The sequence below is a fragment of the Rhodanobacter sp. L36 genome (genome assembly GCF_009765755.1).
In the GTDB taxonomy this organism is placed as follows: Bacteria; Pseudomonadota; Gammaproteobacteria; order Xanthomonadales; family Rhodanobacteraceae; genus Rhodanobacter.
In genome coordinates this window covers 685,402-710,713 of record NZ_LMUV01000011.1, presented here as the reverse complement: position 1 = coordinate 710,713, position 25,312 = coordinate 685,402, and the positions used below count along the sequence as shown (strand labels likewise).

The 25,312-nt window shown below is 56.3% G+C and carries 25 protein-coding genes; 11 read left to right on the top strand and 14 right to left on the bottom strand.

Going from position 1 to position 25,312, the window contains the following annotated elements; genetic code table 11:
- Window positions 1-7: 7 nt before the first annotated feature.
- The 5 genes from imuA to GSQ73_RS12875 form a co-directional block, all read right to left on the bottom strand.
- Window positions 8-631 (bottom strand): translesion DNA synthesis-associated protein ImuA, encoded by a 624-nt coding sequence (imuA, locus tag GSQ73_RS12895; protein ID WP_158884600.1) that lies wholly within the window; start codon window positions 629-631, stop codon window positions 8-10.
- Window positions 631-1,251 (bottom strand): transcriptional repressor LexA, encoded by a 621-nt coding sequence (gene lexA, locus GSQ73_RS12890; protein ID WP_158884598.1) that lies wholly within the window; start codon window positions 1,249-1,251, stop codon window positions 631-633. Before lexA ends, imuA begins: the two co-directional genes overlap by 1 nt.
- 101 nt (window positions 1,252-1,352) lie before the next feature.
- Window positions 1,353-1,643, bottom strand: coding sequence for a DUF3253 domain-containing protein (locus GSQ73_RS12885; RefSeq protein ID WP_158884596.1), 291 nt, complete (start codon window positions 1,641-1,643; stop codon window positions 1,353-1,355).
- Window positions 1,643-1,834: a hypothetical protein gene (locus GSQ73_RS12880; RefSeq protein ID WP_158884594.1), complete on the bottom strand. Its 192-nt coding sequence runs from the start codon at window positions 1,832-1,834 to the stop codon at window positions 1,643-1,645. Before GSQ73_RS12880 ends, GSQ73_RS12885 begins: the two co-directional genes overlap by 1 nt.
- A gap of 85 nt (window positions 1,835-1,919) precedes the next feature.
- Window positions 1,920-2,480 (bottom strand): hypothetical protein, encoded by a 561-nt coding sequence (locus GSQ73_RS12875; RefSeq protein WP_216844779.1) that lies wholly within the window; start codon window positions 2,478-2,480, stop codon window positions 1,920-1,922.
- Window positions 2,481-2,482: 2 nt separating this feature from the next.
- On the opposite strand from GSQ73_RS12875, the gene GSQ73_RS17925 reads away from it, so the two are divergent.
- Window positions 2,483-2,662: a hypothetical protein gene (locus GSQ73_RS17925; RefSeq protein WP_216844778.1), complete on the top strand. Its 180-nt coding sequence runs from the start codon at window positions 2,483-2,485 to the stop codon at window positions 2,660-2,662.
- Between the two features lie 36 nt (window positions 2,663-2,698).
- Here GSQ73_RS17925 and GSQ73_RS12870 read toward each other — a convergent pair whose 3' ends face one another.
- From GSQ73_RS12870 to GSQ73_RS12845, 6 genes are all read right to left on the bottom strand, one after another.
- Window positions 2,699-2,998 carry a hypothetical protein gene (locus tag GSQ73_RS12870; RefSeq protein WP_158884590.1) on the bottom strand — a complete coding sequence of 100 codons (300 nt, stop codon included), beginning with the start codon at window positions 2,996-2,998 and terminating at the stop codon, window positions 2,699-2,701.
- 88 nt (window positions 2,999-3,086) lie between these two features.
- Window positions 3,087-5,681, bottom strand: a complete 2,595-nt coding sequence (locus GSQ73_RS12865) for a glycoside hydrolase family 3 C-terminal domain-containing protein (protein WP_158884588.1) — start codon at window positions 5,679-5,681, stop codon at window positions 3,087-3,089.
- A 155-nt stretch (window positions 5,682-5,836) separates the two neighbouring features.
- Window positions 5,837-6,091, bottom strand: coding sequence for a CsbD family protein (locus GSQ73_RS12860; protein WP_158884586.1), 255 nt, complete (start codon window positions 6,089-6,091; stop codon window positions 5,837-5,839).
- A gap of 75 nt (window positions 6,092-6,166) precedes the next feature.
- Window positions 6,167-7,336: a PAS domain-containing protein gene (locus tag GSQ73_RS12855; protein ID WP_158884584.1), complete on the bottom strand. Its 1,170-nt coding sequence runs from the start codon at window positions 7,334-7,336 to the stop codon at window positions 6,167-6,169.
- A gap of 291 nt (window positions 7,337-7,627) precedes the next feature.
- Window positions 7,628-7,897, bottom strand: a complete 270-nt coding sequence (locus GSQ73_RS12850; protein ID WP_174236122.1) for a hypothetical protein — start codon at window positions 7,895-7,897, stop codon at window positions 7,628-7,630.
- Between the two features lie 24 nt (window positions 7,898-7,921).
- Window positions 7,922-9,013, bottom strand: a complete 1,092-nt coding sequence (locus tag GSQ73_RS12845; RefSeq protein ID WP_158884582.1) for an NAD(P)-dependent alcohol dehydrogenase — start codon at window positions 9,011-9,013, stop codon at window positions 7,922-7,924.
- Between the two features lie 257 nt (window positions 9,014-9,270).
- Here GSQ73_RS12845 and GSQ73_RS12840 point away from each other — a divergent pair, with 257 nt between their 5' ends.
- On the top strand, window positions 9,271-10,434 hold the full coding sequence (locus GSQ73_RS12840; RefSeq protein ID WP_158884579.1) for a zinc-dependent alcohol dehydrogenase: 1,164 nt from the start codon (window positions 9,271-9,273) through the stop codon (window positions 10,432-10,434).
- Between the two features lie 278 nt (window positions 10,435-10,712).
- Here the strand turns inward: GSQ73_RS12840 and GSQ73_RS12835 are convergent, their stop codons facing one another.
- On the bottom strand, window positions 10,713-11,366 hold the full coding sequence (locus GSQ73_RS12835; protein ID WP_254063404.1) for a response regulator transcription factor: 654 nt from the start codon (window positions 11,364-11,366) through the stop codon (window positions 10,713-10,715).
- 203 nt (window positions 11,367-11,569) lie between these two features.
- On the opposite strand from GSQ73_RS12835, the gene GSQ73_RS12830 reads away from it, so the two are divergent.
- From GSQ73_RS12830 to GSQ73_RS12790, 9 genes are all read left to right on the top strand, one after another.
- Window positions 11,570-14,470 (top strand): ATP-binding protein, encoded by a 2,901-nt coding sequence (locus GSQ73_RS12830; protein ID WP_158884577.1) that lies wholly within the window; start codon window positions 11,570-11,572, stop codon window positions 14,468-14,470.
- A 495-nt stretch (window positions 14,471-14,965) separates the two neighbouring features.
- Complete coding sequence (locus GSQ73_RS12825) at window positions 14,966-15,409, top strand: hypothetical protein (protein WP_158884575.1); 444 nt, start codon at window positions 14,966-14,968, stop codon at window positions 15,407-15,409.
- A 189-nt stretch (window positions 15,410-15,598) separates the two neighbouring features.
- Complete coding sequence (locus GSQ73_RS12820) at window positions 15,599-16,003, top strand: hypothetical protein (RefSeq protein WP_158884573.1); 405 nt, start codon at window positions 15,599-15,601, stop codon at window positions 16,001-16,003.
- An 809-nt stretch (window positions 16,004-16,812) separates the two neighbouring features.
- Complete coding sequence (locus GSQ73_RS12815) at window positions 16,813-17,586, top strand: SDR family oxidoreductase (protein ID WP_158884571.1); 774 nt, start codon at window positions 16,813-16,815, stop codon at window positions 17,584-17,586.
- A 116-nt stretch (window positions 17,587-17,702) separates the two neighbouring features.
- The gene (locus GSQ73_RS12810) at window positions 17,703-18,461 is read left to right on the top strand and encodes a type 1 glutamine amidotransferase domain-containing protein (protein WP_158884569.1); all 759 of its coding nucleotides are present in this window, start codon (window positions 17,703-17,705) and stop codon (window positions 18,459-18,461) included.
- Between the two features lie 141 nt (window positions 18,462-18,602).
- The gene (locus tag GSQ73_RS12805; protein ID WP_158884567.1) at window positions 18,603-19,421 is read left to right on the top strand and encodes an SDR family oxidoreductase; all 819 of its coding nucleotides are present in this window, start codon (window positions 18,603-18,605) and stop codon (window positions 19,419-19,421) included.
- 102 nt (window positions 19,422-19,523) lie between these two features.
- On the top strand, window positions 19,524-20,900 hold the full coding sequence (locus tag GSQ73_RS12800) for an aldehyde dehydrogenase family protein (protein WP_158884565.1): 1,377 nt from the start codon (window positions 19,524-19,526) through the stop codon (window positions 20,898-20,900).
- 234 nt (window positions 20,901-21,134) lie between these two features.
- Entirely contained in the window at window positions 21,135-21,398 is a 264-nt protein-coding gene (locus GSQ73_RS12795; protein WP_158884563.1) for a hypothetical protein, read from the top strand.
- A gap of 346 nt (window positions 21,399-21,744) precedes the next feature.
- Entirely contained in the window at window positions 21,745-21,990 is a 246-nt protein-coding gene (locus GSQ73_RS12790) for a hypothetical protein (protein ID WP_158884561.1), read from the top strand.
- Window positions 21,991-23,157: 1,167 nt separating this feature from the next.
- Here GSQ73_RS12790 and GSQ73_RS12785 read toward each other — a convergent pair.
- Both GSQ73_RS12785 and bamE read right to left on the bottom strand, forming a co-directional pair.
- Entirely contained in the window at window positions 23,158-24,063 is a 906-nt protein-coding gene (locus GSQ73_RS12785; protein WP_158884559.1) for a LysR family transcriptional regulator, read from the bottom strand.
- A gap of 337 nt (window positions 24,064-24,400) precedes the next feature.
- Complete coding sequence (gene bamE, locus GSQ73_RS12780; RefSeq protein WP_158884557.1) at window positions 24,401-25,234, bottom strand: outer membrane protein assembly factor BamE; 834 nt, start codon at window positions 25,232-25,234, stop codon at window positions 24,401-24,403.
- Window positions 25,235-25,312: the final 78 nt, after the last annotated feature.

Here is a 25,312-nt window from a genome sequence, read left to right as displayed (position 1 = left end):
GCCGCCATCAATGCAATGAACGAGCGAGCGGGAACGGCTGCGGCGGCTCCACGCCACCGCGACACTTGCGCACCCACACGCGGGCGCTTGGCGAAGTTTCGATTTCCAGCCGCAAGGCTGCTGGCGACGCGCTGGAAAGATGCCGTCGATCGCGAAACACAAAAGCCAGCGCACGTCCCGTATCGGCCGCCACCTGCAGCCGACGCAATGCGCGATCGTCGGCCTGCCGTGGCCATGCCAGCACCGCAGCGCAACTGCCCGAACGCAGGCATTGCTCGGTCGCCCACAACACATCGGCCTGTTTCGCAGCGACGATATCCACCTTGCGCATGTCCACGCCGTGTTGCTGCCAACCCGCCACACACGGCGAGTACGGCGGCGTCACCACCATCACGGAACGAGCGGCATGGCTTAGGCGCGCCAGCGTGGGCAGCAGCAGGCGCAACTCGCCAACACCATCCGCCGGCAACAGGATTTCCGACAGCGCAGCATCTGGCCAGCCACCGGCTGGCAATGCGGCATCGAGCGCTGCCCAACCGGTCGGCTGATCACCGGCCGGCACCGGCATGGCGCGACCACGCCATATCTGACGTGCATCGAGCATGCTCGACAGGGCAATCACAGCGCCCATCAGCAGCCCCTCAGCAAACCAGCGAACAGGCCTTCGATGGCGAAGTCCTCGGTCGGGTCAGGATCGATCGGCCGATGACCCGCGCTGTTCGGCAACAGCCTGATCACATCGCCTATCCAGTGCAGCCGCTTGATGGTGAACTGGTTGCCACCGACGCGTGCCGCAACGACTTCGCCGTGGCGCGCCACCGGCGTCGCGTGCACGCCCACGAGATCCTGATCGAGGATGCCTTCATCGCGCATCGAGTCGCCGATGACCCGCACGAGATAGTCCGGCTTCAGCCGGAACAGCCCACGCGACACACGCACCGTGCGTTCGACGCGCGACTCTGAAAACAGCGGTTCGCCAGCGGCGATACGCCCGACCAGTGGCAGATCCATGGTGTCTGCATCGATGGGATCGGGCGCGGTCACCAGCCGGATGCCGCGCGATCGATTCGGTTCGATCACCAGCCGACCCTTGGCCTCCAGCGAACGCACATGCTTGAGTACGGCGCTGACATTGGGCAGGCCCATTGCCTGGCCGATTTCATCGAGCGTCGGAGCAGAGCCGCCGTGCTCGAGGCGGGTACGGATGAAGTCGAGGATGTTGGATTGGCGGGAGGTCAGCTGCAGGCTCATGCCGATATATTTTCACCTTTTAAGGTGAAAATACAGCAATACATGAGATCACCTGCCCGAGCCGAAGAATCGGACGCCGATTTGCGACAGCGCGGCCTGGATCAATTCTGAAAAGCCGCGCCGCGGTGAAGCCGAATTGGTCCACCTTTGATCGAATCCAGATGCAGTCGCCGACCTCCACGGGTGATCTCGATCCGGTCTTCACGCGCAAGGGCTACCGCTATCGAACGAATCTTCGGCATCAACGCCCGCCATGCAGGCTCGTCATCGGGAAACAGCGCACGTGCAACGTCCGATGGACAAATCGACGACTCCGGCTTGCGCTCCGCCAGCAGACTCAGCAACTGCTTCTGGATCGTGGTGTTGTCGACGTGGTCGGCGCGATGCGGCATCAATCGTCTTTCGGCACCTTGGCCGGCACGAAGGGCGATACCGGATCACTGGTGGGGAAAGTTTCCTTCAATGCCTCATCGAGATTGTCACTGGCCTTCTTCTTGCGCTTCGCACGCTGGCCACTGGTCTCGCCCTGATCGGCCGATTTTTGCGAATGATGCTTTACGTCTTTGCGATCATGGATCGTCATTGGATTTCTCCTGGCGAAGGTGACTTCAGTATTCGCCACGTCAGGTGAAGGCAGGATGCTTGTCTCGCACTCGACGTCCGTTCGCCTATTCGTCGTCGTTGCTACCGTCATCGCCAAGCGACACGTCGGCATCGCCTATCCGAAGATAATTACCGTCGCCCAATGGCTGCGAAAGATTCCCACCCGGATCGCCCGGCGTCTGCGCGCCGATATTGCGTGACGATAGTGATGCGTCATCTGCATCGTCGTCTTTATCAGATTCACGATGCAGCCTGCCTTTGTCATCCGCGTCCATCGAGCCGTCGTGTCGAGTGTTTGCCTGGTCGGCATCGATGTTCTGTCCGGGAATGCGATTTGGCGCGCCTTTGGGGCCGCCCGGAGAACGGCCGGCATCCTTCGGGACATTCGACTCGTGACGACCGCGACCGGATGCTTTCGGATGATGTTGCTGATCGTGATGATTCATGACGATTCCGCTTGGAAAGCCGGCGACATTGCCGACGCATGCAGTCTTCCCTTTCGACTGTTCGAAGCACGTGGAGTATTCGGCGCCGATGCTTGACGACCGCTTCACCACGAAGCGATCAGCCTCTCGATCCGGCGAAACGCATCCGCGTTTTTGAACCATCCCATCTTGGCGAAGCAAGCATGACTGAGCGGACAGAACATTCCTTTTCGGTTCCACCGGTGTTTGAAGACAACGCTCCCGACACTGCAGAATCACCTTCAGGCAAAACATCGAAAGTGTTTACACGCATCGACGATGCGCACGGCGAAATCAGCGAAGTCGGCATCGGCCCACTTCGTCGTCCAGTGAATTCAAAGTAACGCGCACATCCGTTTAGCCGTCCATGACAGCATTGCTCACGACAGCGGCGTGAGGCCAGCCATCGCCTGCGGGTTATGCACGCTGTTGATGCGTTCGATCAGGCCCATGGCTTCTTTCGTCGCAGCATCTTGGTCATCGCCATCACCCCATATCACCGTCTCGCCCTGCACCACCACGCTGACCTGAAATCTGTCGGCGCTGGATTGCACGTTGACGGACGTAACGGCGCCGAGATGCAGGTACTGCGAGCCACGATCAACACTCGAATCGTTACGCAGCAAAAGCCAGTTGAAGACGGCGGAATCGTCGATGTTCGGATTGCGCGTAAAAGCCATGGGACTGCTCCGATATGCGGTAGCCCTGTATGCAGGATGCGGAGTGAAAACGGCGACAAGCACCGCCGTCAGGCGGTGATGCAGGCCATCAGCGCGGCAATGCGATGCGCCCGATGATCATGAAATCTCCGCCGATGCCTGGCGCATCACCGGGCTGACCGCCGCCAAGAAACACGCGATAGCGGCCTGCCTCGACCGCGCGATGGCCATCCTCGTCGACCGAACTGAGCTGCCGTGGCGAAAGGGCAAAAACGATGCGACGACTCTCGCCCGCAGCAAGATGCACGCGGCGAAAATCCGTCAGTGCGTGACGCGGTGCTTGTGCCGTTGCAGGGCTGTCGAGATACACCTGCACCACTTCGTCGCCGACACGATCACCGTCGTTGCGCACCACGGCGCTGACCGTCAGCGACTGGCCGGCCTGCAATCGCGCGGTCGATAGCGATGCATCCGCGTAGGAAAAATGCGTGTAGCTCAATCCGAAACCAAACGGATACAGCGGCGTGCCGGTGAAGTAGCGATAGGTACGCCCGTCCATCGCGTAACTCACGAACGGCGGCAGATCGGTGGTGGCGCGGTAGAACGTCACCGGCAGGCGACCGGCTGGATTTTCGTCGCCCGCCAGTGTCCGTGCGATGGCGCGACCACCTTCTTCGCCCGGATACCACGCATCGACGATCGCATCGGCGTGTTCCTGCGCCCAGTTCATCGCAACCGCGCTGCCCGACATCAGCACGACGACGAGTGGCTTGCCGCTGGCGGCGACGCGTTCGAGCAACGCACGTTGTGCCGCCGGCAAGGCGATGTCGGTGCGGTCGCCGCCGGAAAAACCGGGTATGTCGATCGACAGTTCCTCGCCTTCGACATCCGGCGACAAGCCAACGAAGGCGACGATCGCATCAGCATGTTGCGCAACCTCCCCGGCCTGCGCGAGTTGTGCTTCGGCCGGCGCCAGCCATTGCAGTCGCACGCCCTGATCCTCACCACTGTGTACGAGTTCGAGTCGTAGCGCGCGCGGGCGCGTGTCGTCGAAATGCAAATCCACTTTCATGTGCGAGTCGTCGCCGACGTCAACGATCACCGGCTTGCCGTCGACGTACAAATGCACCGGATCATGTCCCGCGCAATCGAAGCAGCGATCGATGTGAACGGCCAGCATGTAATCGCCCGCGCCCGGCGGCACGAGTTCACCACTCCAGCGCACGGCGTAGTGGTCGTGCAAATTTTCGGCGGGAGATACGTGATCCCAGTCGAAGTCCACGCTGCGATCGATGCGCGTAATCTTCGGCGTGCCGCGAAAATCCGGCGTGTCGAAATATTCGCCAAGCAGGCCGGCGTTGGCGCCGTGACGCAATGCACTTTCCGGTATCGGCAACGGAACACCGGAAGCGATCGGCGCGCCTTGTGCGTAGCTCACGTGATCGGCACCAAAGCGTTCGCGCAACCCCTGCAACGGCGTGATCACGGCGTGCGATGTCCCGTGATAGTTCGCCTCGAGCGTTTCGATCGTGTCGGCATTTGGACCGATGACCGCCAGATGCAATCCATCGCGCAACGGCAGCATGTGGTGCGCATTCTTGAGCAGCACCATCGATTCCAGCGCCGCCTGCAACGCAAGCCGTCGACTCGCCGCGCTGTTGATTTGATCGACGCCGATGGCGGCATAAGGGTTGGTGTCGTTCGCAGTCATCTCGCCAAGCCGGTAGCGCGCGGTAAAGAGCCGGATCAACGCCGAGTCGAGTTCGGATTCCTTCACGTGGCCACCCTGCGCAGCCTGGACCAGACCGGCGTACGCATTGCCGCAATCCAGATCGGTTCCGGCCTGCACGGCCGCCGCGGACGACTGCGCGTTGTCGCTGCGAAAGTGATGGAAGTTCGTCATGTCGTCGATGGCATCGCAATCGGATACGACGTAACCGTCGAAGCCCCAATCCGTGCGCAGCAGATCGGTGAGCAACGCATCATCGGCACATACGGGCGTGCCATGCAGCGCGTTGTATGCACACATCAGCGAACCGGCATGGCCTTCGGTGATAGCCATCCGGAACGCTGGCAGGTAGGTCGCCTCCAGATCGTGCGGCGACACGTCGATGTCGAAACCGTGGCGTCCCGATTCCGGCCCGCTGTGCACGACGAAATGTTTGGGCGTAGCGATGGCGCGCGGATGCTGCGGATCATCGCCCTGAATGCCGTGAATGAAACCGATGGCCAGCTGGCCCGTGAGGTACGGATCTTCACCGTAGGTTTCCTGTCCCCTGCCCCAGCGCGGATCGCGAAAAATATTGATGTTCGGCGACCAGATGGTCAGGCCTTCGTAACGGCGATGGTCGTGACCGGCGCCGACCGCGTTGAAGCGCGCGCGCGCTTCGGTGGAAACCGTTTCGCCGACTTGATGCAGCAAGGCGGGATTCCAGCTCGCTGCCAGTCCGATGGCTTGCGGAAACACGGTGGCAAGTCCGTCGCGCGCCGAGCCATGCAATCCCTCGTTCCACCAGTCGTAAGCGGGCACGCCGAGACGCGGAATCGCAGGTGCGCTGCTCTGCATCTGCGAAACTTTTTCCTGCAAACTCATTTTGGCAACGAGCGCGACAGCGCGATTGTGGTCACCACTGGTCGCACGTGCATCGATCGCAACCAGCGCCATTAGAAGCCCAAGCAGCCGTTGCTTCCACACGGTGGTCATGGCTGCGGATCCCCTGACTTGCTGCCCCGGATCGACGAATGAATCGTCGACATGCTCTGCCGTTCGTACGCAGATTCCGGGGATTCTATCGCAAGCCTTCGCCGTGTCGCGACGTCATCGCTTCAACCGACGCCGCAAAGAACACGGAACGGACTTCAGTCACGACGTGCCCACAACGCACCGAGAGCAAAGCCGATCACCGCAGCCGCGACCATCGAGCCGACCGGACGCTGCGCAGCCATCTCGCGTGCCGAGTTGAGCGCTTCGCCCCCTTTCTCCTGCAGACTGCCGGCAACTTGCTGTGCCTTGCCTTTCAATTGCAGGCCGGCATCACCCGCCAGCGCACCAGCGGCATCCTGCACGCGTCCACCGATATTGCGGGCAGCGCCTTCAAATTCATTGCTGTTCATCACTGTCTTCCTTCGATCGTTGCGGGTGCGACAGTTATAGACAGCGCATCGTCCGCAACCTGTGAAGGCCATGTATCAGGCTTGCATGCTTTCCGAATCGGTTTGCCACTGCGCGTGATCCAGCCAGCCGTGATCCTTGCCGAACGCTTCCTCGATCTGGCGGGCGATGCGGTCGCCGATCTGCGTCACCGGATTTTCCGATGCGAAACGGCTGACCTGCGCCACGGATTTCTGCAGCATCTCGGCCAGCATCATCATGCCGCCGGAGCGGCGGCCGCTCTTCTCCGCATCGTTTCCCAGTTGTTGTAGCAGCGCCCGCACGTTGCGATGACGGACTTCCTTAACGTTCATCTGTTCGACCAGTTGGCGCCATTTTTTCTCGCTCACCAGCAGCGCATCTTCGGCGCGTTTCCGCTCCGTGATATCCAGGATGATGCCAATGAAACGATCCGGCCTGCCCTCGGTGGAAATCACTTCGCCGCGTCGTGCGATCCAGCGAATTTCTCCGCTCACCGGATCGATGCGGCGATATTCCACATACGCCAACCGATTGGACATGCCCAGTCGTTGCGGACCGACGACGTGACGATCATCCGGATGCACCAGCCTCGCCAGCAGATCCAGCGTGACAGGTACGTCCGGCGCTATTCCCCAAATGCGTCGGTACTCCAGCGAAACTTCGAGCCGGCCGGTCTCGGGAAAAAGTTCGAACGTGCCGATACGCCCCGCTTCCTGCGCGATGCGCAATCGTTCCTGATTCTGGAATCGCTCGGTAACGTTGTTGATGATTCCCAGCATGCCCGCGGGTTTTCCGCTTTCGTCCACCACCGGGCTGTAGTCGAGGTCGAGATACATGTCCTGCGGTTCGCCGTTGTGGATGAGCGGCAGACGATGGTTGCGATATTGCAGCGTTTCACCATCCAGCACCCGATTAAGCGCACGTTGCCTGAACTCCGCCACCTCCGGCCAGTTTTCCAGAAGCGTCTTGCCGAGCATGCCGGGATGACGCGCGCCGGCAATGGCACGGTAGGCATCGTTATAGATCATCCAGCCTTCCCGTCCCCATTGCAGGGACATCGGCACAGCGGATCGCAGCATCATCGCTGTCGTGCTGCGCAGGTGAGCAGGCCAGTCGGGCAATGCTCCCAAAGAGGTTTTCGACCAGTCGTATTGCCTGATCAGTTGATCCAGGTGCGATCCATTGCCGAGAAAAAATGACGCGTCGGGCACGGTGGAATCGTGCATGCGAATGAAAGGCCATGACTAGAGGGACCGGCACCATACCGCGGCAATCGCAAGAACCTGTGATGACCCGTTCACAGCTTGAGCATGTGGGCATCATCACGTGGAGAAGGCAATGTTCGGAACGATGCCGCTGCCTGATGGGCCGAGATGCCGCAGGCAGCATTGTTCGAGCCGGGCCTGACCGGCAATGTCTACGGATCCTGCGCTGGCGTGAAGAAACAATAGCCGTCCATATGCATGTGATCGGAAGGCCTTCTCGAATCTTGATCGCATCTGCATTGATCGAGGCTTTCAGCTCCGACCCTGCCGCGCCTTGTTCCGATGGAATACCCACTGACCCGCAATCGCCGTCAGCAAGATCACCGCGTTGGAAACCACGAACACGCCGTTATGTACTCGCAGGCTGTAGAGCAGAAAAAGAACAGAGGCCGAAATCTGGCCAGCAAAGAGCCAGCGGCTGACGCCCTTGTCGCTATGCGTTTTCGCCTGCGTCCATACCTGCCAGAGCAAGGTCACGATGAGGATCGCTGACGCTAGCCATCCGATGATCGACGTAAACAGTTCAGTGCCCACCGGTGTCCGCGCTCAGCTTTTTTCGCGCGCGAGCGTTGCCATGTCGATGACATATCGAAAGCGAACTTTGCTGTCGATGATTTTCTTGATCGCGACATTGATGTCCTGAATCGGGATGAGTTCGATGTCCGGACCGATGCCGTGTTCGGCGCAGAAATCCAGGACTTCCTGCGTATCGGCAATGCTTCCGATCAACGATGCAGCGACCTGTTTGCGATGAAAGGCCAACGCCTGATTGTCGACCGGTTTCATCGGCTCCAGCGCTCCGCAGACAACGATGACGCTGTCGCGCTTGAGCAACTGGATGAACGGGTTGATGTCGTGCGATTCGGGAATGGTCGACAGGATGAAGTCGAACGAACTCTTCATCAACTTCAGCGCTTCCTTGTCGTCTTCGCGAACGATCTCCACGCCCAGCGATGACGCGACATCGAGCTTGTTGTCGGTCGCAGTGAATACCGTGACGTGCGCGCCCATGGCCTTGGCGAGTTTCGCGGCCATGTGGCCCAATCCGCCGCAGCCCAAGACACCTACCCGATCACCGGCCTTGACGCCCCAATGCTTGAGCGGCGAATACGTGGTGACGCCGGCACAGAGAATCGGTGCAGCCACTTCCGGGCGCAGATTTGCCGGAATCTTCAGAACGAAATCTTCGGGCACGACGACGGTTTCGGAATATCCGCCGAACGTGTTGTCGCGCCCGTACGTGTTGATCTCGCCCGGCGCCTGCTTCGCAGGCACCATCGGTCCGTTGTACGTGGCGAGGGCACCGTTCGGCCCTTCGCAATAGTTTTCTTCTTTCAACTTGCAGGGCTCGCACTTTCGGCAGCTGTCGATCATGCAGCCGACGCCGACGAGATCGCCCACGGCATGGCGCGTGACGCTCGTGCCCACCTTGCGAACCACGCCGACGATTTCATGCCCGGGCACGCATGGATAAATGGTGTTGTTCCATTCCTTCTTCACTTGGTGAATATCGGAATGACACACGCCGCAAAATTGCACGACGATCTCGACTTCATTCTCAGCGCATGGATCGCGTTCGAATTCGTAGGGAGCAAGATTGCTGAAGGAATGCTTGGCGGCATAGCCGAGCGTTTTCATGATGGATGTCCTGTTTGATGCACTGTCTGACGATATGTCGTTCGCTTCAAGCGAATTCCGCAGGCGCCGTTTATCGGGCATCAATCGTGAAATGCACGGCAAGTCGGAATGATCGTCGCGACGACTATCTCGGTGATCGCCATCGATGGGCAGAACGACGTGGAATGTCGAGGCCGTGTCGATTCGACACGGCCATTCGCTCACTGCCGGTTGACCCGTAAAGCCTCACGGTTGCTGCACCACTTCCGGAGATGAGCATGCAAGCACTGACCTATCACGGCACCAAGGATGTTCGCGTCGAATCCGTCGCCGATCCCTCGCTCATCGCATCCGACGACATCATCCTGCGCGTCACGGCCACGGCCATTTGCGGCTCGGATCTGCATTTGTATCGCGGCAAGATTCCCGAACTGAAAAACGGCGACATTCTCGGTCACGAATTCATGGGAGTGGTCGAAGACGCCGGCAAGGATGTCACTGCCGTGAAGAAAGGCGACCGCGTGGTGATCCCCTTTGTCATCGCGTGCGGTGAATGCTTCTTCTGCGCCAAGGAGCTTTATGGCGCGTGCGAGACCACCAACCCGGATCAAGGCGCGGCGCTCAAGCACAAGAATCTGATCACACCGCCCGCGGCGTTATTCGGATACAGCCATCTCTACGGCGGCGTACCCGGTGGCCAGGCCGAACTGGTTCGCGTGCCCAAGGCCAATGTCGGACCATTCGCGGTGCCAGGCAGCTTGGCCGACGAGCAGGTGCTGTTCCTGAGCGACATTCTTCCGACCGGTTATCAGGCCGCGTTGAATGCCGAAATCACCAAGGGTTCGTCGGTGGCGATTTTCGGCGCCGGTCCGGTCGGCCTGATGAGCGCGGCGTGCGCGCGCATGCTGGGCGCCGAAACGATCTTCATGATCGACAGCGCGAACTATCGACTGGAATTCGCCAGGACGACCTACGGGGTTATTCCAATCAATTTCGACGACGTCGAGCCGTCAGAGCAGATTCTGTCATTGACCCAGGGTCGTGGCGTGGATGCGAGCATCGATGCAGTCGGCTTTGAAGCCAAGGGCAGCACAGGCGATCAGATTCTCACCACCATCAAGGCCGAAACGAGTTCCGGCGCGTCGCTGCGCCAATGTATTGCTGCAACACGAAGAGGCGGCATCGTTAGCGTACCCGGCGTCTACGCAGGGTTCGTCCACGCCTTCCTGATCGGCGATGCGTTCGACAAGGGCCTCTCGTTCCGGATGGGTCAGACACACGTCCAGAAATACCTGCCCGAACTTTTGAACCACATCGAAAACGGCGACCTCCAACCCGACGCCGTCATCTCGCACCGGATGAAACTGGCAGACGCAGCCGAGGGCTACAAAACCTTCAACGAGCAGGCGGACGATTGCAGAAAGGTCGTTCTTACGCCTTGAGTTTCGTTCGCTGGCCGACCCGACGACGACGAAGTCGCGGTATCGCTGCACGCTTCTCGTGGTGATGGAATCGGTACAAACAAAAGCCCGCAGAATGCGGGCTTTTGTTTGTACCGACTACCGGGAACGGATGCGAAGTTCGCAATCATCAACGGACGGCAAAGGGTTCAACTGGGAACTAATTCAGCGCGTACCAGTAGCGATTTTTGCAGCAACCTCAAACCTGTTCCGGCATCCAGCCGCACGAGCAGCTTGAGGCAAACCACGCAGACGGCAGCTCAGGAGATCAAGCCGTAAGTCCTGGCGTATTGATAAAGCTCGCTGTTGCTGGTCAGACCCAGCTTACGCATCGCATCGCTTTTTTGCTGGCTGATGGTCTTGACGCTGCGATGCACCTTTTCGGCAATTTGCGTGACACTGAGGCCACTGGCATACAAACGTACGACTTCCGCCTCGCGTATCGACAAAGCGGCACCCGTATTCGGCGCGACATCGTTGGACGCAGGTGCGTGCGCCTCGGCTTGCGCTTCGCGCAGGCCGTCACTCAGGTAGTTGCGGCCACCGCTGACGGCACGGACGGCCATCAACAATTCCTTGGTGAAGGCTGCTTTTTCAACAACGCCCTGCACACCGACGGAGAACATGCCGCGAATCAAGGTCGGATTGTGGATAATGGTGAGAACGATGACGGGCAAGGCTGCATAGTCACGTCGGATACGCTTCAGAAGCGGCAAACCGTCGGTCGATGCCTGTTCGTCGGGCATCGAGAAATCAGTAATCAGCAAGTCACACGGCTTGGTAGCAAGCAGCCGGAGCAACTCACCACCATTGTGTGCCTCGTCGACAACTTGAAAGGCATCGCCTTGCGTCTTGAGCAGCGCCTTCAGCCCCATCAGGATGACTGGATGGTCGTCGGCAATGATGATCTGCACGATTAGAACTCCCTGAAAGGTCGGAGACGGCCCAACCTATTCCGATGCGTGACGGCGACAATCGTGACGCACAATCAAAGTACTCTCCAGCGTACCGACGGCAAGCATAATATGGACTTACTGAACAGGCAGCGAGAAAGTCCGCAATCTTTTAAGGTTTCGATGCGGACAGTCGCTGTTTTGCAAATGCCCGGGTGAACGTCATGGGAATGATCGCAACACCAACTGTTTCGACGATCGCGTTGCTCGACGTGTCGCCCACGACCGTGACGATTTATGGATTAGCCGCCTTGCTCACCGTTTCGGCGATAGTGGCGCTCCTGCTGCTGAGGAAATTGCGTGCAGCCGGTAGGAAGCTCGATCAGGCAGCGCAACAACTGGCCGAGCAGGAAACATATACGCAAGCGGTACTGGATGCGCTGCCTTTCCCGGTGATCGCGAGAGATCGCTGCGATGTTTTCCTGATGATCAATTCGAGAAGCCGAAGCGAATGTGGCATCGAGAGTTCGGCGCTCGGACACACAAGCCTGGCATTGCCCGCGCGCGGTTCGTTCATAGGCGAAGGCGGCGAGACCGCTCATCGGCGCTTCTACGATACCAGTCTTGCATCCGTCGCCAGCGGTGAAGCGCAACAACGCGAAATCAACTACACCGACCTCGATGGCGGTCGCAGGGTAGCGATCTGGCACGACTGCCCGATCCATGCCGGCGATCGCGGCGTGATCGGTTCGCTTGGTGTGCTGTTGAACATCACGCGTTATCGGGAGGTGCAGGACAACCTACGTATCAACGAACAGAGTCTGCGCGAAATCACACAGCGCATTCCGCTTGTGGTGTTTACCGTTCACCGCGGCAAGGACCAGTTACGTCGACTGGCTTACCTTACCGGTGACCTGCATGCGCTTTTCAATGTCGATCCGGAACAGTTGGTGGCAACGCGCAACATACTGCGCGATTGGCCGATCCTGGAACGCATCCATCCGGATGATCAGCCCAACGTGATCCGGATGACACGCGACGCCACGCGGCATCTGAACAGCACGTCGCTGGATTTTCGAGCCTTTGGCGCCGATGGACTTCACTGGATTCATCTGGCGATGGCGCCACGCCGTTTGCTCGATGGAGCCATCCACTGGACTGGCTACCTGCTCGACACGACCGCCATCAATCGGCACAACGAAACCCTGCTCGCTGCACGTGATGCCGCAGAGCGCGCATCCAAGGCGAAGGCGGATTTCCTGGCCACGATGAGCCACGAGATTCGCACGCCAATGAATGGCGTCCTTGGGATGCTGGAATTGCTCGGCCATACAAAACTCGACGCCGAGCAGCAGGAGTTGCTCAGCGCGGTCGAAGATTCCGCCGGCGTGTTGCTGCAAATACTCAAGGACGTGCTGGATTTTTCCAAACTCGAAGCGGGCAACCTGCATCTGAACGAAGCGCCCTTCGATCCACGCACGCTGGTCGACAACATCGTGAGCAGCCTGTCGTCGCACATGCACCGCAGTGGGCTGCATGTGCAGGTAACGGTCGACGCGGCGCTGGCGGGCACGCTCAAAGGCGACAGTGTCCGCATACGTCAGATTCTGCTGAACCTGATCAACAACGCCAGCAAATTCACTGAACATGGAAGCATCGTCGTCGGGCTGCGAGTACTGAGCGACGACGATCTTTCGCAACGCATACGACTTACGGTTCGCGACACTGGCATCGGTATCGCCGAGGAGAAACAGGGACTCTTGTTCACGCCTTTCGCGCAGGCCGAATCCTGGACCGCTCGCCGTTACGGCGGCACGGGATTGGGTCTCGCTATCTGTCGCCATCTGCTGCAGTTGATGGGCGGCAGCATCACGCTGGAAAGCCGGCTGGGCGTCGGCACGACCGTTACGGTCGAGCTGAAATTGCCTATCGACAAGCGCCAGGTTGAACGTCCGCCCGGCCTCACCGGAAGGCATGCCGTGTTGCGACTCGAATCGAACGAAACGGCTGTGGCGCTTTCGGATCATTTGACCGCCCTGGGCATCACAGTGGAACGTATCCATCGTTCCGAGACGTTGCGTGCCGGTCTGGCTGCGAACCTGCTGTTCGTGGACGTGGGCGATGAGCAAGGTGCAGGTGCCATTGCGGCACAGACGGTAGTCGTGGATCGCCATTCCGTTTCACGCGCCGGGCCTTTCGCCAAAAACGACCTGATCCACTTGAGCGCTAATCCACTGAAATGGCAATCCGTGATGCGCGCGTGCGTGATGGCACTCGAGCCGATCAATGCGCATGATCGCACCCCGGCAGAATCGGAGCCTTCGTCGACGCCAGACGAGGCGACAAAATCATCGCGAGGAAGTCGCGGACGCGTTCTTATCGCCGAGGATCATCCGGTCGGTCAGGCGCTGGCACGTCGGCAATTCGAACTGCTCGGCTGGGCATGCGATATCGTCGACGACGGCGAGGCTGCTTACGATGCGCTCATCCACGGCGATTACGCCTTGCTCATCACCGACTGCCAGATGCCGGTAATGGACGGCTACGAACTGGCGACCACCTGGCGTCAACACGAGGCCATACAGGGCATGACCACGCGCATGCCGATCATTGCCATGACCGCCGGCACACTCGACGACGAGGTCATTCGTTGCCGCTTGGCGGGCATGGACGATTACATGAGCAAGCCGGTACAACTGCGTGAACTTGATCTGATGCTGGAGACATGGCTGTCGAATCGATCGGTCGAAACAAAACCACGCCATATGGCGGCACGCAAGGCGAATGAAGAACGCGACTTGCCACTGGAGCCCACCATCGTCGACGAGGACATGATCCGGGTCATGGTGGAAACCAGCTGGTACGACCTGCGCCAACTCGATCAGGCAGTCACCGCTGGCGATACGGTCGAAGCAGCGCGCCGACTGCATCGCATGCTGGGCGCTCTGCAACTGTTCACCGACGGCCCCATCGTCACGGAAGGCCGCAAGTGGCTGGAAGATCTGAGCAAGCCTGACGCTGGTCTGACCTTGCAGAAGTTGTCGCCCTACCTGAAACGCCTGGATATCCTGATCGAAGACCTCGACCGACCAAAATTGAATCAGGCCCGTCTTCGCGGCATCTGATCCCGCGTTGCACATCGCGATTACAGTGCTCAATGGTCGCGAGTTTGTACCAGACGACCGTCCCTATCGAACGGGCACACTCCCGAACTCCGTCGAAAAGACGGCGCCGTGTTTCTGTGCAACGCACAGATCGGGTTCGAAGGAACGCCCTAAGCTTTTAGGAAGTGGAAGCGGATATTCGCGCGTGCATGGTCGCGACGATGCTGAGCTTGCCAGCCACCGCGTCGGTCCTCGCACAGAATTGCATTACCGCGTCCGACCAATCTCAGACCAGACTTCAAGATCAACCCTCTCGGCATATCGACGAGCTAGGTTCGGGAATCTGATATGTGCGCCTGCAGACGACTGATTTCGACGGGCTTGGCGTCATTTCACCCAAAAATACGATTCAGTAGTAGACAAGCGCGGATCGAACGCCGCACTTCAGAGCGCTGGATTCCCTCGTCAGAAGGGACCCTTACGCTGAGAGGAACGTCCCATACAAGGATCAGCGTCATGGAACCCTTTGCACACCATTGCTATAGCAATGCCGAAGTACTGGCGATTGAACGGCAAAAACATGCTCACATCGTCAGGATTAGAGCAAGAAACGTGTGTGGGGTGATCGCCGTTCTGACGCTTGCCCTATTTGTACTGAACGCATTCGGGACTCATATGGAGTCGATGGCGCTCGGCCTCGTAGTTGCGAGCCTAGTCATTTTTGGCTTCTCCCTGATGCGCATCCCACCTATGCCGGACGAATCCTTGCTGGGCTACCCGGAAATCGATGACCTGCGAAAGGTGTCATATCTCAGCCAGCTGTACGAACAGATCGATCGAGCCCTGGCAGAGTGGCTGAAGGACGGCAAACAATTGCGTCTGCGCGACGTTGAAGCCATTGAACGCTATGGACTTTACGCTGCTCGTTCTCAGGGCAGTGACATCGCGCTAACTCGATGAAATTTCCTTAAAGCCATTAGTTGTTTGTTGAGCTACTTGAAAATCCTAAGAGCATGACTACCGCTGCTCTATACCAAAGACAGCGATTGCGATCTAAAAGGTTTTTTATTATATATGACAAAACATCGAATAAATCAAAACGAAAGCATATCTCCGTCAGCCGACATGAATTCAAAATGTTCGGGTTATATGAGTGAAGCATCTGCTGATTTTTGCAAGGATCTTTTCATAAAGACCGGTAAGTTCGTTCCAATGGATTACCGCGAAGCGGCCGAAGGTTCTCAACTGATCGCAGATGGAATATTGCAGAGAACCTCAACCCGACGGGATGAGTGGGCCCCCTCTACCCGTCGACTCATTGAACGACTGCTTGATCAGCTCGATGAAAGAAGACGTGCCGCAACTTATGGCGAGGATTTGTTCTTACGGCAAGCTATCCATGCCTACAGTAACGAAAAATATAAAAAGGCTGTCGAAAGTTGTTGGTGGGCAGCCCTGACCGGTGACGACCATCTTGATGGCTACCCTAAAGAGTCAGGGCGCGCGCTTACCCTTCGCGAGCTTTTTGCAATGGCGGTGACGCGCTTGAATTAGCTAAGCGGAAGTTCCACGCGACGCGCCAACTGCTCCGGATAGTCACTGTCATCAAAATTAACGTGATCATCCGCTGACCATTAATTGGTCGGTCGGAACCATACGGCTTCAACACCGCGGGCACGATGAGCCTGATGAGATGCGACAACGGAAGCCGTCCATAAAACGATCTTTCTGTAGACCACATCGCCCATTAAATAAAACGCTGGACCAACTACCAACACAACGAGATGACAGTAAAAATCTAGTGGACTGGATACGCGATTGTCATCTCGTTGGCGACTGCTGACAAGATGAAGCCAGTCGCAATAATCATGCGTCCGTGGTGAAAATTCGCGCCAGTTCGCCCGACTCCTCAGAGAAAGTGATAGCTACGTCGTCATCTTGACTAGTCAAAGTGGACGAATCATATCGTCGGTATGCTAAAAATTTGACCAGAGAATACGATCAGGAGCAGCGATATCCTTGATAAGTCTATCAGGACTCGCACCCAGGATCGCTTAGCGCCAGTATCACAAATAATGTCATCGCTCGACCAATTGATCTTCTTCGAATTGCCGCCAGATAGCTACGGAATGATTGCTGAAATCGCTATTGACTGAAAGAATCACATACACGACGAGCGGATAATTGACGATAATTTGAAATGGTGAGCTGGTTAAATTATTTTCAACCGTTACATACTCGTTAATTATCTCAATTTATTAGACAGATTTTCGGGACATTCCATCCAATTCAAGATGGCTTATTCGGCGTTTATTCAGCGCCTACACTCGAACACTTTGCTGTAAACATTTGAGGAGACTGACATGGCGGACCATTCTATCAAGGGCAAGATCGCCCTCATTGCCGGCGGCGCAAAAAACCTCGGGGGCTTGATCGCTCGCGATCTCGCGCAGCAAGGTGCCAAGGCTATCGCCATCCATTACAACAGCGCGAGCAGCAAGGGCGATGCCGATGCAACTGTTGTCGCGATTCAGTCAACTGGAGCACAGGCTGTCGCCATTCAGGCCGACCTGACGACTGCTGCGGCAGTCGAGCAATTGTTTACTGACACTATCGCCGCAGTTGGCAGGCCGGATATCGCGATCAACACCGTGGGCAAAGTGTTGAAGAAGCCGTTAGTTGATATCAGCGAATCCGAGTACGACGCGATGATAGCCGTCAACTCGAAAACTGCTTTCTTCTTTCTCAAGGAGGCAGGCAAGCATGTCAACGATAACGGCAAGATCGTGACGCTAGTCACCTCTCTGCTTGGAGCGTACACGCCGTTCTACGCTGCCTACGCAGGCACCAAGGCACCGGTCGAACATTACACGCGTGCAGCGTCCAAGGAATTCGGCGCGCGTGGCATCTCGGTCACCGCAGTGGGTCCGGGCCCTATGGATACCCCATTCTTCTATCCAGCCGAGGGTGCCGACGCACAGGCGTATCACAAATCAGCCGCGGCACTCTCGCCATTCAGCAAAACCGGCCTGACCGACATCGGAGATGTGGTGCCGTTCATTCGCCACCTCGTCAGTGAGGGCTGGTGGATCACCGGTCAAACCATTCTCATCAACGGCGGCTACACCACCAAATGAGATTTCTGGTCAATCGACACATCAGACTTTGCCGAAGCGCAGAGTCGTGGCTTTGCCAACCGATCGAATGATGGCTGAGAGGTTGTAGCGCACTTATATCTTTCGGGAAGATAACAATGCCAGCAGCAGACCTGACAATGGAAACTCGTACGAGCGCGGAGCGCAAGCCGCGACGCGTCCTGTTGATCGTATCCAACACGACCCGGCTCAAAGGCTTTCTGGTTGGTTTCTTCGCCGAAGAAATGACGCGTGCCTTTCTCATGTTCACTGAAGCTGGGCATCAGGTGCACCTCGCCTCTCCAAACGGCGGACAGGTGATGTTCGATACCCACAGTGATCCACGCACTTCTGGCGGGGCCTACTCTGACGATTTAATCAGCCTTGGCTTTGTACATCATGCGACGTACGCGGCAATGCTGCAGAACACCCTTTCCATCAATGGGCTTGCCTTTGATGACTATGACGCGGTTTGGGTTGCTGGAGGCGGCGGCCCACTCCTAACCTTCAAGGATAATCCGGCGCTACATGGGCTAATCACCTCCTTCTATGAGACTGGCAAGATCGTCGCGTTGATCTGCCATGGTTCCTCTCTCTTGCTCTGGGCCCGTCTGTCCAACGGAAAGCTTCTGGCCGAAGGCAAAAGCTGGACCGGCTTTACTGATGAAGAAGAAGACGACGTGAATGCCGCTTTTGGCATGAAATTGAACGAATACACCATCCAAAGTGAAGCTGGTCGCATCCAAGGCACTCGCTTTCTGTGTGGCCCCGCCAATAAACCTTTCGCTGTTCGCGATGGACGCCTGATTACGGGGCAGCAGCAATACAGCAGCAGGCTCACCGCCGAAATCGTTTTGGATGCGCTTGATGAATATTGATTATCCACATTCCTTTTGGCGACGCTGCCCTGCAGATGAGCTCTACCACTAAGCAGTCAAATCCCCAGGGGCATATTCCAAAGAGCGCTCTTCGCATCGCTGCTAACAGAAAGAAAGATTTTTCCCGGTAGGAGTAAGAAAATGGTCGCCATTGCTCATCAACAAATCCGCAAATCGTATCCTTCCGCAACAAGCACTGGCGCGCGCCGCTTCGTTGGCAAGACCGCGATCGTTGTCGGCGCCTCTGCCAATGTGGGCAAGGCACTGGCTGAATTGCTCGCGCAAGAAGGAGCCGACGTCGTGGTTCACTACAACTCCGCGTCCAAGCAAAAGCAGGCCGAAGAAACTGCTTCGGCTGTGCGCGGACATGGCCAGGAAGCCCTGACGTTCCAGGCCGACCTCACCAAGCCCCCACAAGCTACGGCGCTGTTCGATGCTGCCATGGCCAAGTTCGGCAAGGTCGATATCCTCATAAATACGGCCGGCAAGATCGTCCGCAAGCCGCTCGTCGAATTTGAAGAGACCGAGTTCGACGATCTGTTCAACGTCAATGCGAAAGCCGCCTTCTTCCTGCTGAAGGAAGCTTCAAAGAGACTTTCCGACGAAGGTCGCGTTCTGAGCTTCGTCACTACTATGGTCGCTGCTTTCGCACCAACTTATGCGGGCTACGCCGGCAGCAAAGCGCCGCTTGAGCATTTCAGTAAAGCGCTCGCCAAGGAGTTGGGCCCACGTGGCATCACCGTCAACTGTATTGCCCCCGGGCCGCTTGATACTTCCTTCTTCTATCCCGCCGAATCCAACGAGAACGTAGCCTGGCTCCAGTCGATGTCGATAGACGGTGGTCTCGGCAACATCGCGGACATCACGGGCCTCGCGTTGTTCCTCGTTTCACCGGAAGCACGCTGGATGACTGGAACCACGAGCTTCATCAATGGCGGCATCATTTCGCCAATCAATTGACCGGCGAAAGCCATCGCTCATCTGTGGCGGCGATGGAGGATGCGTCTGAGCTCAATATCGACGAACCCGGTACAGCTGGGCATTTCGCAATGAAGGGACGGCATGACCAATAAATTTCAGACATTGCTAGATGCGCAAAGAGCGCATTTTCTGAGCGACGAAACGAAATCTTACGCCTGGCGAATCGACCAGCTGGACCGCATGGAACGGATGCTGCGTGATAATCAGCATGAGTTTTGCGCTGCGCTCTATCAGGATTTCGGCAAGCCGCCGTTCGAACAGCTTTTCGAGATCACCGTACCGCTCGGAAATATCAAGTACTACCGCGACAACCTCAAGGAACTTATGGCGCCGCAATCAGTGGCGATTCCGAAAGGTCTGGAGGCGACCGGCAACCGCGGCCTGATCCTCAAGGAACCGTACGGTGTTACGTTGGTCATCGGCCCGTTCAACGCTCCTATCCTGCTTTTGCTCGACCCCGCTATCGCTGCGCTGGCGGCGGGAAACACGGTCGTCTTGAAGCCAGCTAATACAACACCGACTACTGCGGCGCTATTCCAGAAACTCGTGCCGCAGTACTTCGCACCGGAGAACGTGGCTGTCGTAACCGGTGGACGCGAGGAAATCGCCGATCTTCTGGCGTTACCGTTCGACTTCATCTTTTTTACCGGCAGTTCGGCTGTGGGGAAAATCGTGATGCGCGCTGCCGCCGAGAATCTGACACCAGTGATTCTGGAACTTGGCGGACAGAATCCGACGATTGTCGACGAGACGGCCAACCTCGATATCGCGGCAGATCGCATCGCCTGGGGACACAATGCCATCTCTGGCCAATGGTGTATCGCGCCAGGGTATGTGTACGTGCATGAGAGCGTCGCAGATGCTTTCATCGTCAAGCTAAAAGCCTCGATCGTAAAGATGTATGGAACCGATCCTCAGCAGAGCCCTGATTTCGCGCGCATGATCAGCGAGCACGACACGCAGCGTGTGGCCTCCTACATCGTTGCCGAAAAGGTCGTGCACGGTGGCCGATCGGACATTCAGTCCCGATATGTCGAGCCGACGATTCTTTACCCTTCAACCTGGGACGATCCAGCGCTGCAGCAAGAAGTTTTCGGGCCCGTGATGCCGGTGATGCCCTATGCCGATTTGAAGGAAATTCTGAATATCATGAAGCGCAAGCCAAAGTCGCTCGCCGCCTATATTTTCAGCAAGAACCAGACAAACATTAATCTGGTGCTCAGCAGCCTTTCTTTTGGCGGCGGATGCGTCAATCAGACCAACCTTCATTGCTGGATCGATAGCCTGCCCTTCGGTGGCGTCGGTTACAGCGGCATGGGCAAGTATTACGGCAAGGCCGGCTTCGATGCGCTCAGTAACACAAAAGCGATGCTGATCGGAAACCCAGACTTGGACCTGGATGTCTTTCCCCCCTACGCCGGCAAAGATATCGCAAAGAATTTGAGCATCTTTTCCTGAGTGAACACGACAAAAAATATGTCGCATCATTTTACAAAAGCGGATTGACTATCCTGCACTTGGAGGCGTCTTTGGCGCCCGTTACCTTGTGCAAAAAGATTGAACTTTTGATGACTTGACGGAGGCGGTACTGCTGCCAGCCGCGCAGTACAACTATCTATTTCATCAGCACGGCAAGGAAGACGCTCGTGGGCATATGCCAAACGCGGGTTCGGAAACGAACAAGGATTTCATATGCGTACGCTCCTGGTCATTGTGACCGGAATAGTCCTTTTGGGTATTTTTACCCTAGCCGGATGGCTTGGTGCTCCTAACGCAAGCGCGGTGGCACTCGCCACCCAAATTTTCGTTCCAGCTTGGTTGATCATCGCCACCGCCAATTTCTGGATTGGCGTAAATCGCATCGGTTACAGCCTACGGGAACAGCTATCGACTCTGCTTCTCGTGTTTTTTGTTCCTGCTCTTTTTGCCTTAGCGGTATCGCGGTTCTCACAGTAAGCCGCCGATCGTTGATACCGTGGTTATCTAGGAACGAGCCTATCAATTAGCACCACTACACGCCCGAGTCAGTAGCTTCAATGCGGCACTGCAGAAGATTTTCCGGCGATCGTGAGTGCCGTCTTGGGGGCGCATAAGGCATGTGGCAGACACCTGCAACTCATCGGCCCATCGGCTTAACGCTACACGTGCCGTACTACGATCGAATCGGCCAACTTTTTTGATTTCAAACAAAACAAAAAGCCCGCTCAAACTGATCTGAGCGGGCCTCCGTCTACGAGAAAAACACCGGCTCCTCGCACGGCGTCTAATAGATCCCGACAAACTCGACTCAGGGGGTGAGGCCTTGTCTGCCGCCGATAAAGGCACACATCTATCCTTAGATATGCGGGAACTGGTGGCGAGAAGAGCAGTTTTGGCAACATCTAAGATGACCGAAAACGTGCTGCATCGCGTCCATGAGTTAATTATCCCTATTACCTCGCCAAATGCATATCAGACGATTCTCAATTTTCCTATCAACCTTTACAAAAAATGCCTGAACAGACCATTGAACCAATTTGGCTCAAGCTTAAGAGAGCAATGCACCTGAATATAAACGAATCTACACAGATCTGTAAACGAAACCTACTGTCAAAGACAGTCGCCACCTGCAAATCTTCATGAGTGACGTGAAAGTTATTTCCTAACATCCGCTTTAGACGAAATTTGTGATTAATAGCTCAATCGAGTTTTCTTTACTTAAAAACTTCGATGCAGCGTCAGAAATAGCCGCATCAAAATTTTCGGACTGTATGTCTTGTAAACAAAAGAGCTCCGATAGAAATCCAGCCCTAAACCTTTACAAAGATCCTCTTCGGCGGAGCTTTACGCGACGGAATTGGTACCAATCGAGCAGCTCCATCAACGCCAAGCCCAAGACGATGATGTTAATCAAAACCAAGAAGCCGGTTCCAGAAACGATTTCAGCGACACGGTCTAGTGATGTCACCCTCGAGATGCCCGCTCGAAGCAGTTGACTCGACGGGGAGCAATCAAGTACCAAGATTCGCGAAACGAGAACAAGCAATCCTCCTGATGCCGCCAACGTCAGAAACCTCGAGCGTGTTGGACGCAGGAGCAAGTATGCAGCTAGGGGCATGACAACGGGAAGTAGGACCAGAAGCCAATACGAAACATCGTTCATGGCGGCATTCCTCAGGAAACAATGGCCACTCGACAAAAAAGTCTCGCCTAGGCCCTTTTTGCTCCACATGCGCGTTGGATGTTAAACAGACGCGCTTGCATACCCAATCTACACCTATAGTTAATGTATCGAACTTCAGATGCGTCTCATCGATGTTTTTTTATCCGCTGACGCCGTCTGACGGCCAAAAGCCTGCGCTGAATATCGTGAGCCTCAGCGACAAAGATTTTTACCGTGCTTGCCTCGCCCAGATGACGCGCCGGTCGCGCGGCCTGCATGCATCGCTGGCGACTCTCGAAAAGGTCGTGAATCAAAAGAATAGATGTAGGCCTGACTGAGCTTTTTAAATAATCGTTGTCTGAAATTTTCGTAAGCTGCTTCGAAGAGTCTCAGCAGAATTCCAAGAGTAATTTTCTGATACTCACATGAGATTGTTCTAGATAGCTTGGCCACCAAGTTATATAACGCATTTTAAGGAAAAAGCATTCTGATTAAGAGAATGCTAGTGAAGGCTATGGACGAACCCTAGTCTTGATAGATCGAGTGCGGATATCGCTGATCGCGTATGTTTTGTTACGCGTCTAAATAGGGCAGCATTAGGGCTTCGAACCATTCAATGAAGGCGCTAACTCGCCTTGAACGCTGTCGACGGTGCGGATAGACAATCGACATGGGCATCGGTGAAGCACGAAAATCCGGCATAACTTCCGTTAGCTCACCCTTGTCGAGAAGGTGCTGCACCTCGAAACGTGGAACCTGGATCAATCCCATGCCGGATAAACTGCAAGCTATGTAATTCTCGATATTGTTTACAATCACACGACTCGGCATCGTGACGAGCTCTGGATTGCCCGAGACAAGGTATTCCCAAGGCAGCTCCCGCCCCGTCGAGCTCGAGGTATATCCGACAGACCAATGAGCATGAGTCAGATCTTCCGGCGTTGTAGGCACACCATGGTCACGTAGATAGCTATCCGCGGCGCAATTAATCAATGTGATATATCCAAGAGGACGAGCGACTAGACTGCTATCGCTCAAGGTGCCGACGCGCACCGCGCAATCCACCCCCTCCTGCACCAGATTGACGAAACGGTCGGTCGACCCCAGCGCCAATCGTAAACGTGGGTAGCAACGAAAAAGGCTTGATAGTGCGGGAGCGATCAGTCGGCGGGCGATTCGACTAGGCACATCAACATTGAGTCGTCCCGAAATCTTGTGTACACCCGTATTGAACAGTTGATCGATATCTTCCGCATCAGCCAAAAGCAAGCGAATGCGATCCAACAATTGAGCGCCATCCGTAGTCAAGCGAACCTGACGAGTCGTCCGATGCAGCAAGCGCGTACTCATGCTTGATTCGAGCTGCTGAATGGCAGCAGAGACCGAAGCGCGTGGCAAACTCAAAGCATGGGCAGTTTTGATAAAACTGCCCATCTCGGCAACCTGGGTAAAAACACGGTATTGATCAAGCTTGTCCACGTATTTTTCTGCAAAAACCTTCTTTAATTACCAACTGGACCTATGAGTCTACTGACACGAGGTGACCCTCTTTTAGTAGAAAACGCTTCCTGTTCGGCTACTTGTGTGCGTTTCATTAGTCCACCAAGCCCAGGACTTATCGCCTTGTCATCATGGTGCCGCCCACTCACAATCGCAGCCACGCGACAGGTAGATCCGTACACAAATATTTCTGCAAAAACGAACGCTACGATCGAGAGATCGAGGCCTTGGTAGTACGTGTCGTAGACACGATCACCATAAACTTGTCAGTGTGACCAGTCAGGTTCGACTGGTCATCGACGAGTTGGCATCCACCCTATTGAGCGCCATCAACCCGCACTTCGACACGACGATTCGGCGCGAGACAAGCAATCAAAGCAACATGATCCTTGATGTCACACATTGTGACCGGATCAGATTCACCTCTTCCTTCCGAGTTCATGCGATCTGCGGGGACGCCGTTCTCCTGAAGCACCTGCATGACAGTGTCAGCGCGCTTTTCGGACAATGTTTGATTGTAGGTATCGTCACCCAGGCGATCGGTGTAACCGACAACGTGAATGTGGCGAACTTCTCCTTGGATAGCTTCGACTTTCTTCGCTAGTTGCACTAACTGTTCGGTGCCGCCTGGCTTGATATCCTTCAAGCCAGAGCGGTCAAAAGCAAATAGCGCATCGGATTGCAAAGTAAACGTCTGCTCCTTGACGACTTGCGGCGCGCCGGCCTTCTCTTCTTTCAGCAGGGCTCCGCAGGACTCCGGCTTCCAGTAAAAGCTGCGCGCCAGCTTCTGTTCGTCAAACAACACCTTGTATTGACACTGTGTTACTTCATCGGATCCAGGCTTGCGAAAATTGAACAGATAGTTCCATTCGCGTACGCCCCACACGCCTTCGCTGAAGTGAGGTGCACCTATCAGCTGCAGAATCTGCTGTTTGTTCATACCAGACTGGATAAGGCGCAGATCCGATACGTTTGGAAATGTGCCGTCTCTGTGGATCGAGATTGCGCTTTGAGGCGATGGCCAGATTAGCTGCTCCGCAGTACTGCCATCGGCAGCGACTTTGTGGCTGATGTTGCCGCAGGCGCACAGTGCTCCCGCAAACAGCAACACAGCAGCCATTCCCATACTTTTTGTCAATGAAATTTGCATGTCGTTCTCGTTATTGGTGGGCGCGCATCCGGCGCACCGCTTCAAGGAATCGACGCCTTACGGAAATTCGCAAAGCGT

Coding starts and splice junctions, on each gene's coding strand:
- imuA (WP_158884600.1), bottom strand. CDS start 631: ATGGGCGCTGTGATTGCCCTGTCGAGCATGCTCGATGCACGTCAGATA.
- lexA (WP_158884598.1), bottom strand. CDS start 1,251: ATGAGCCTGCAGCTGACCTCCCGCCAATCCAACATCCTCGACTTCATC.
- GSQ73_RS12885 (WP_158884596.1), bottom strand. CDS start 1,643: ATGCCGCATCGCGCCGACCACGTCGACAACACCACGATCCAGAAGCAG.
- GSQ73_RS12880 (WP_158884594.1), bottom strand. CDS start 1,834: ATGACGATCCATGATCGCAAAGACGTAAAGCATCATTCGCAAAAATCG.
- GSQ73_RS17925 (WP_216844778.1), top strand. CDS start 2,483: ATGACTGAGCGGACAGAACATTCCTTTTCGGTTCCACCGGTGTTTGAA.
- GSQ73_RS12870 (WP_158884590.1), bottom strand. CDS start 2,998: ATGGCTTTTACGCGCAATCCGAACATCGACGATTCCGCCGTCTTCAAC.
- GSQ73_RS12865 (WP_158884588.1), bottom strand. CDS start 5,681: ATGACCACCGTGTGGAAGCAACGGCTGCTTGGGCTTCTAATGGCGCTG.
- GSQ73_RS12860 (WP_158884586.1), bottom strand. CDS start 6,091: ATGAACAGCAATGAATTTGAAGGCGCTGCCCGCAATATCGGTGGACGC.
- GSQ73_RS12855 (WP_158884584.1), bottom strand. CDS start 7,336: ATGCACGATTCCACCGTGCCCGACGCGTCATTTTTTCTCGGCAATGGA.
- GSQ73_RS12845 (WP_158884582.1), bottom strand. CDS start 9,013: ATGAAAACGCTCGGCTATGCCGCCAAGCATTCCTTCAGCAATCTTGCT.
- GSQ73_RS12840 (WP_158884579.1), top strand. CDS start 9,271: ATGCAAGCACTGACCTATCACGGCACCAAGGATGTTCGCGTCGAATCC.
- GSQ73_RS12830 (WP_158884577.1), top strand. CDS start 11,570: ATGGGAATGATCGCAACACCAACTGTTTCGACGATCGCGTTGCTCGAC.
- GSQ73_RS12825 (WP_158884575.1), top strand. CDS start 14,966: ATGGAACCCTTTGCACACCATTGCTATAGCAATGCCGAAGTACTGGCG.
- GSQ73_RS12820 (WP_158884573.1), top strand. CDS start 15,599: ATGAGTGAAGCATCTGCTGATTTTTGCAAGGATCTTTTCATAAAGACC.
- GSQ73_RS12815 (WP_158884571.1), top strand. CDS start 16,813: ATGGCGGACCATTCTATCAAGGGCAAGATCGCCCTCATTGCCGGCGGC.
- GSQ73_RS12810 (WP_158884569.1), top strand. CDS start 17,703: ATGCCAGCAGCAGACCTGACAATGGAAACTCGTACGAGCGCGGAGCGC.
- GSQ73_RS12805 (WP_158884567.1), top strand. CDS start 18,603: ATGGTCGCCATTGCTCATCAACAAATCCGCAAATCGTATCCTTCCGCA.
- GSQ73_RS12800 (WP_158884565.1), top strand. CDS start 19,524: ATGACCAATAAATTTCAGACATTGCTAGATGCGCAAAGAGCGCATTTT.
- GSQ73_RS12795 (WP_158884563.1), top strand. CDS start 21,135: ATGCGTACGCTCCTGGTCATTGTGACCGGAATAGTCCTTTTGGGTATT.
- bamE (WP_158884557.1), bottom strand. CDS start 25,234: ATGCAAATTTCATTGACAAAAAGTATGGGAATGGCTGCTGTGTTGCTG.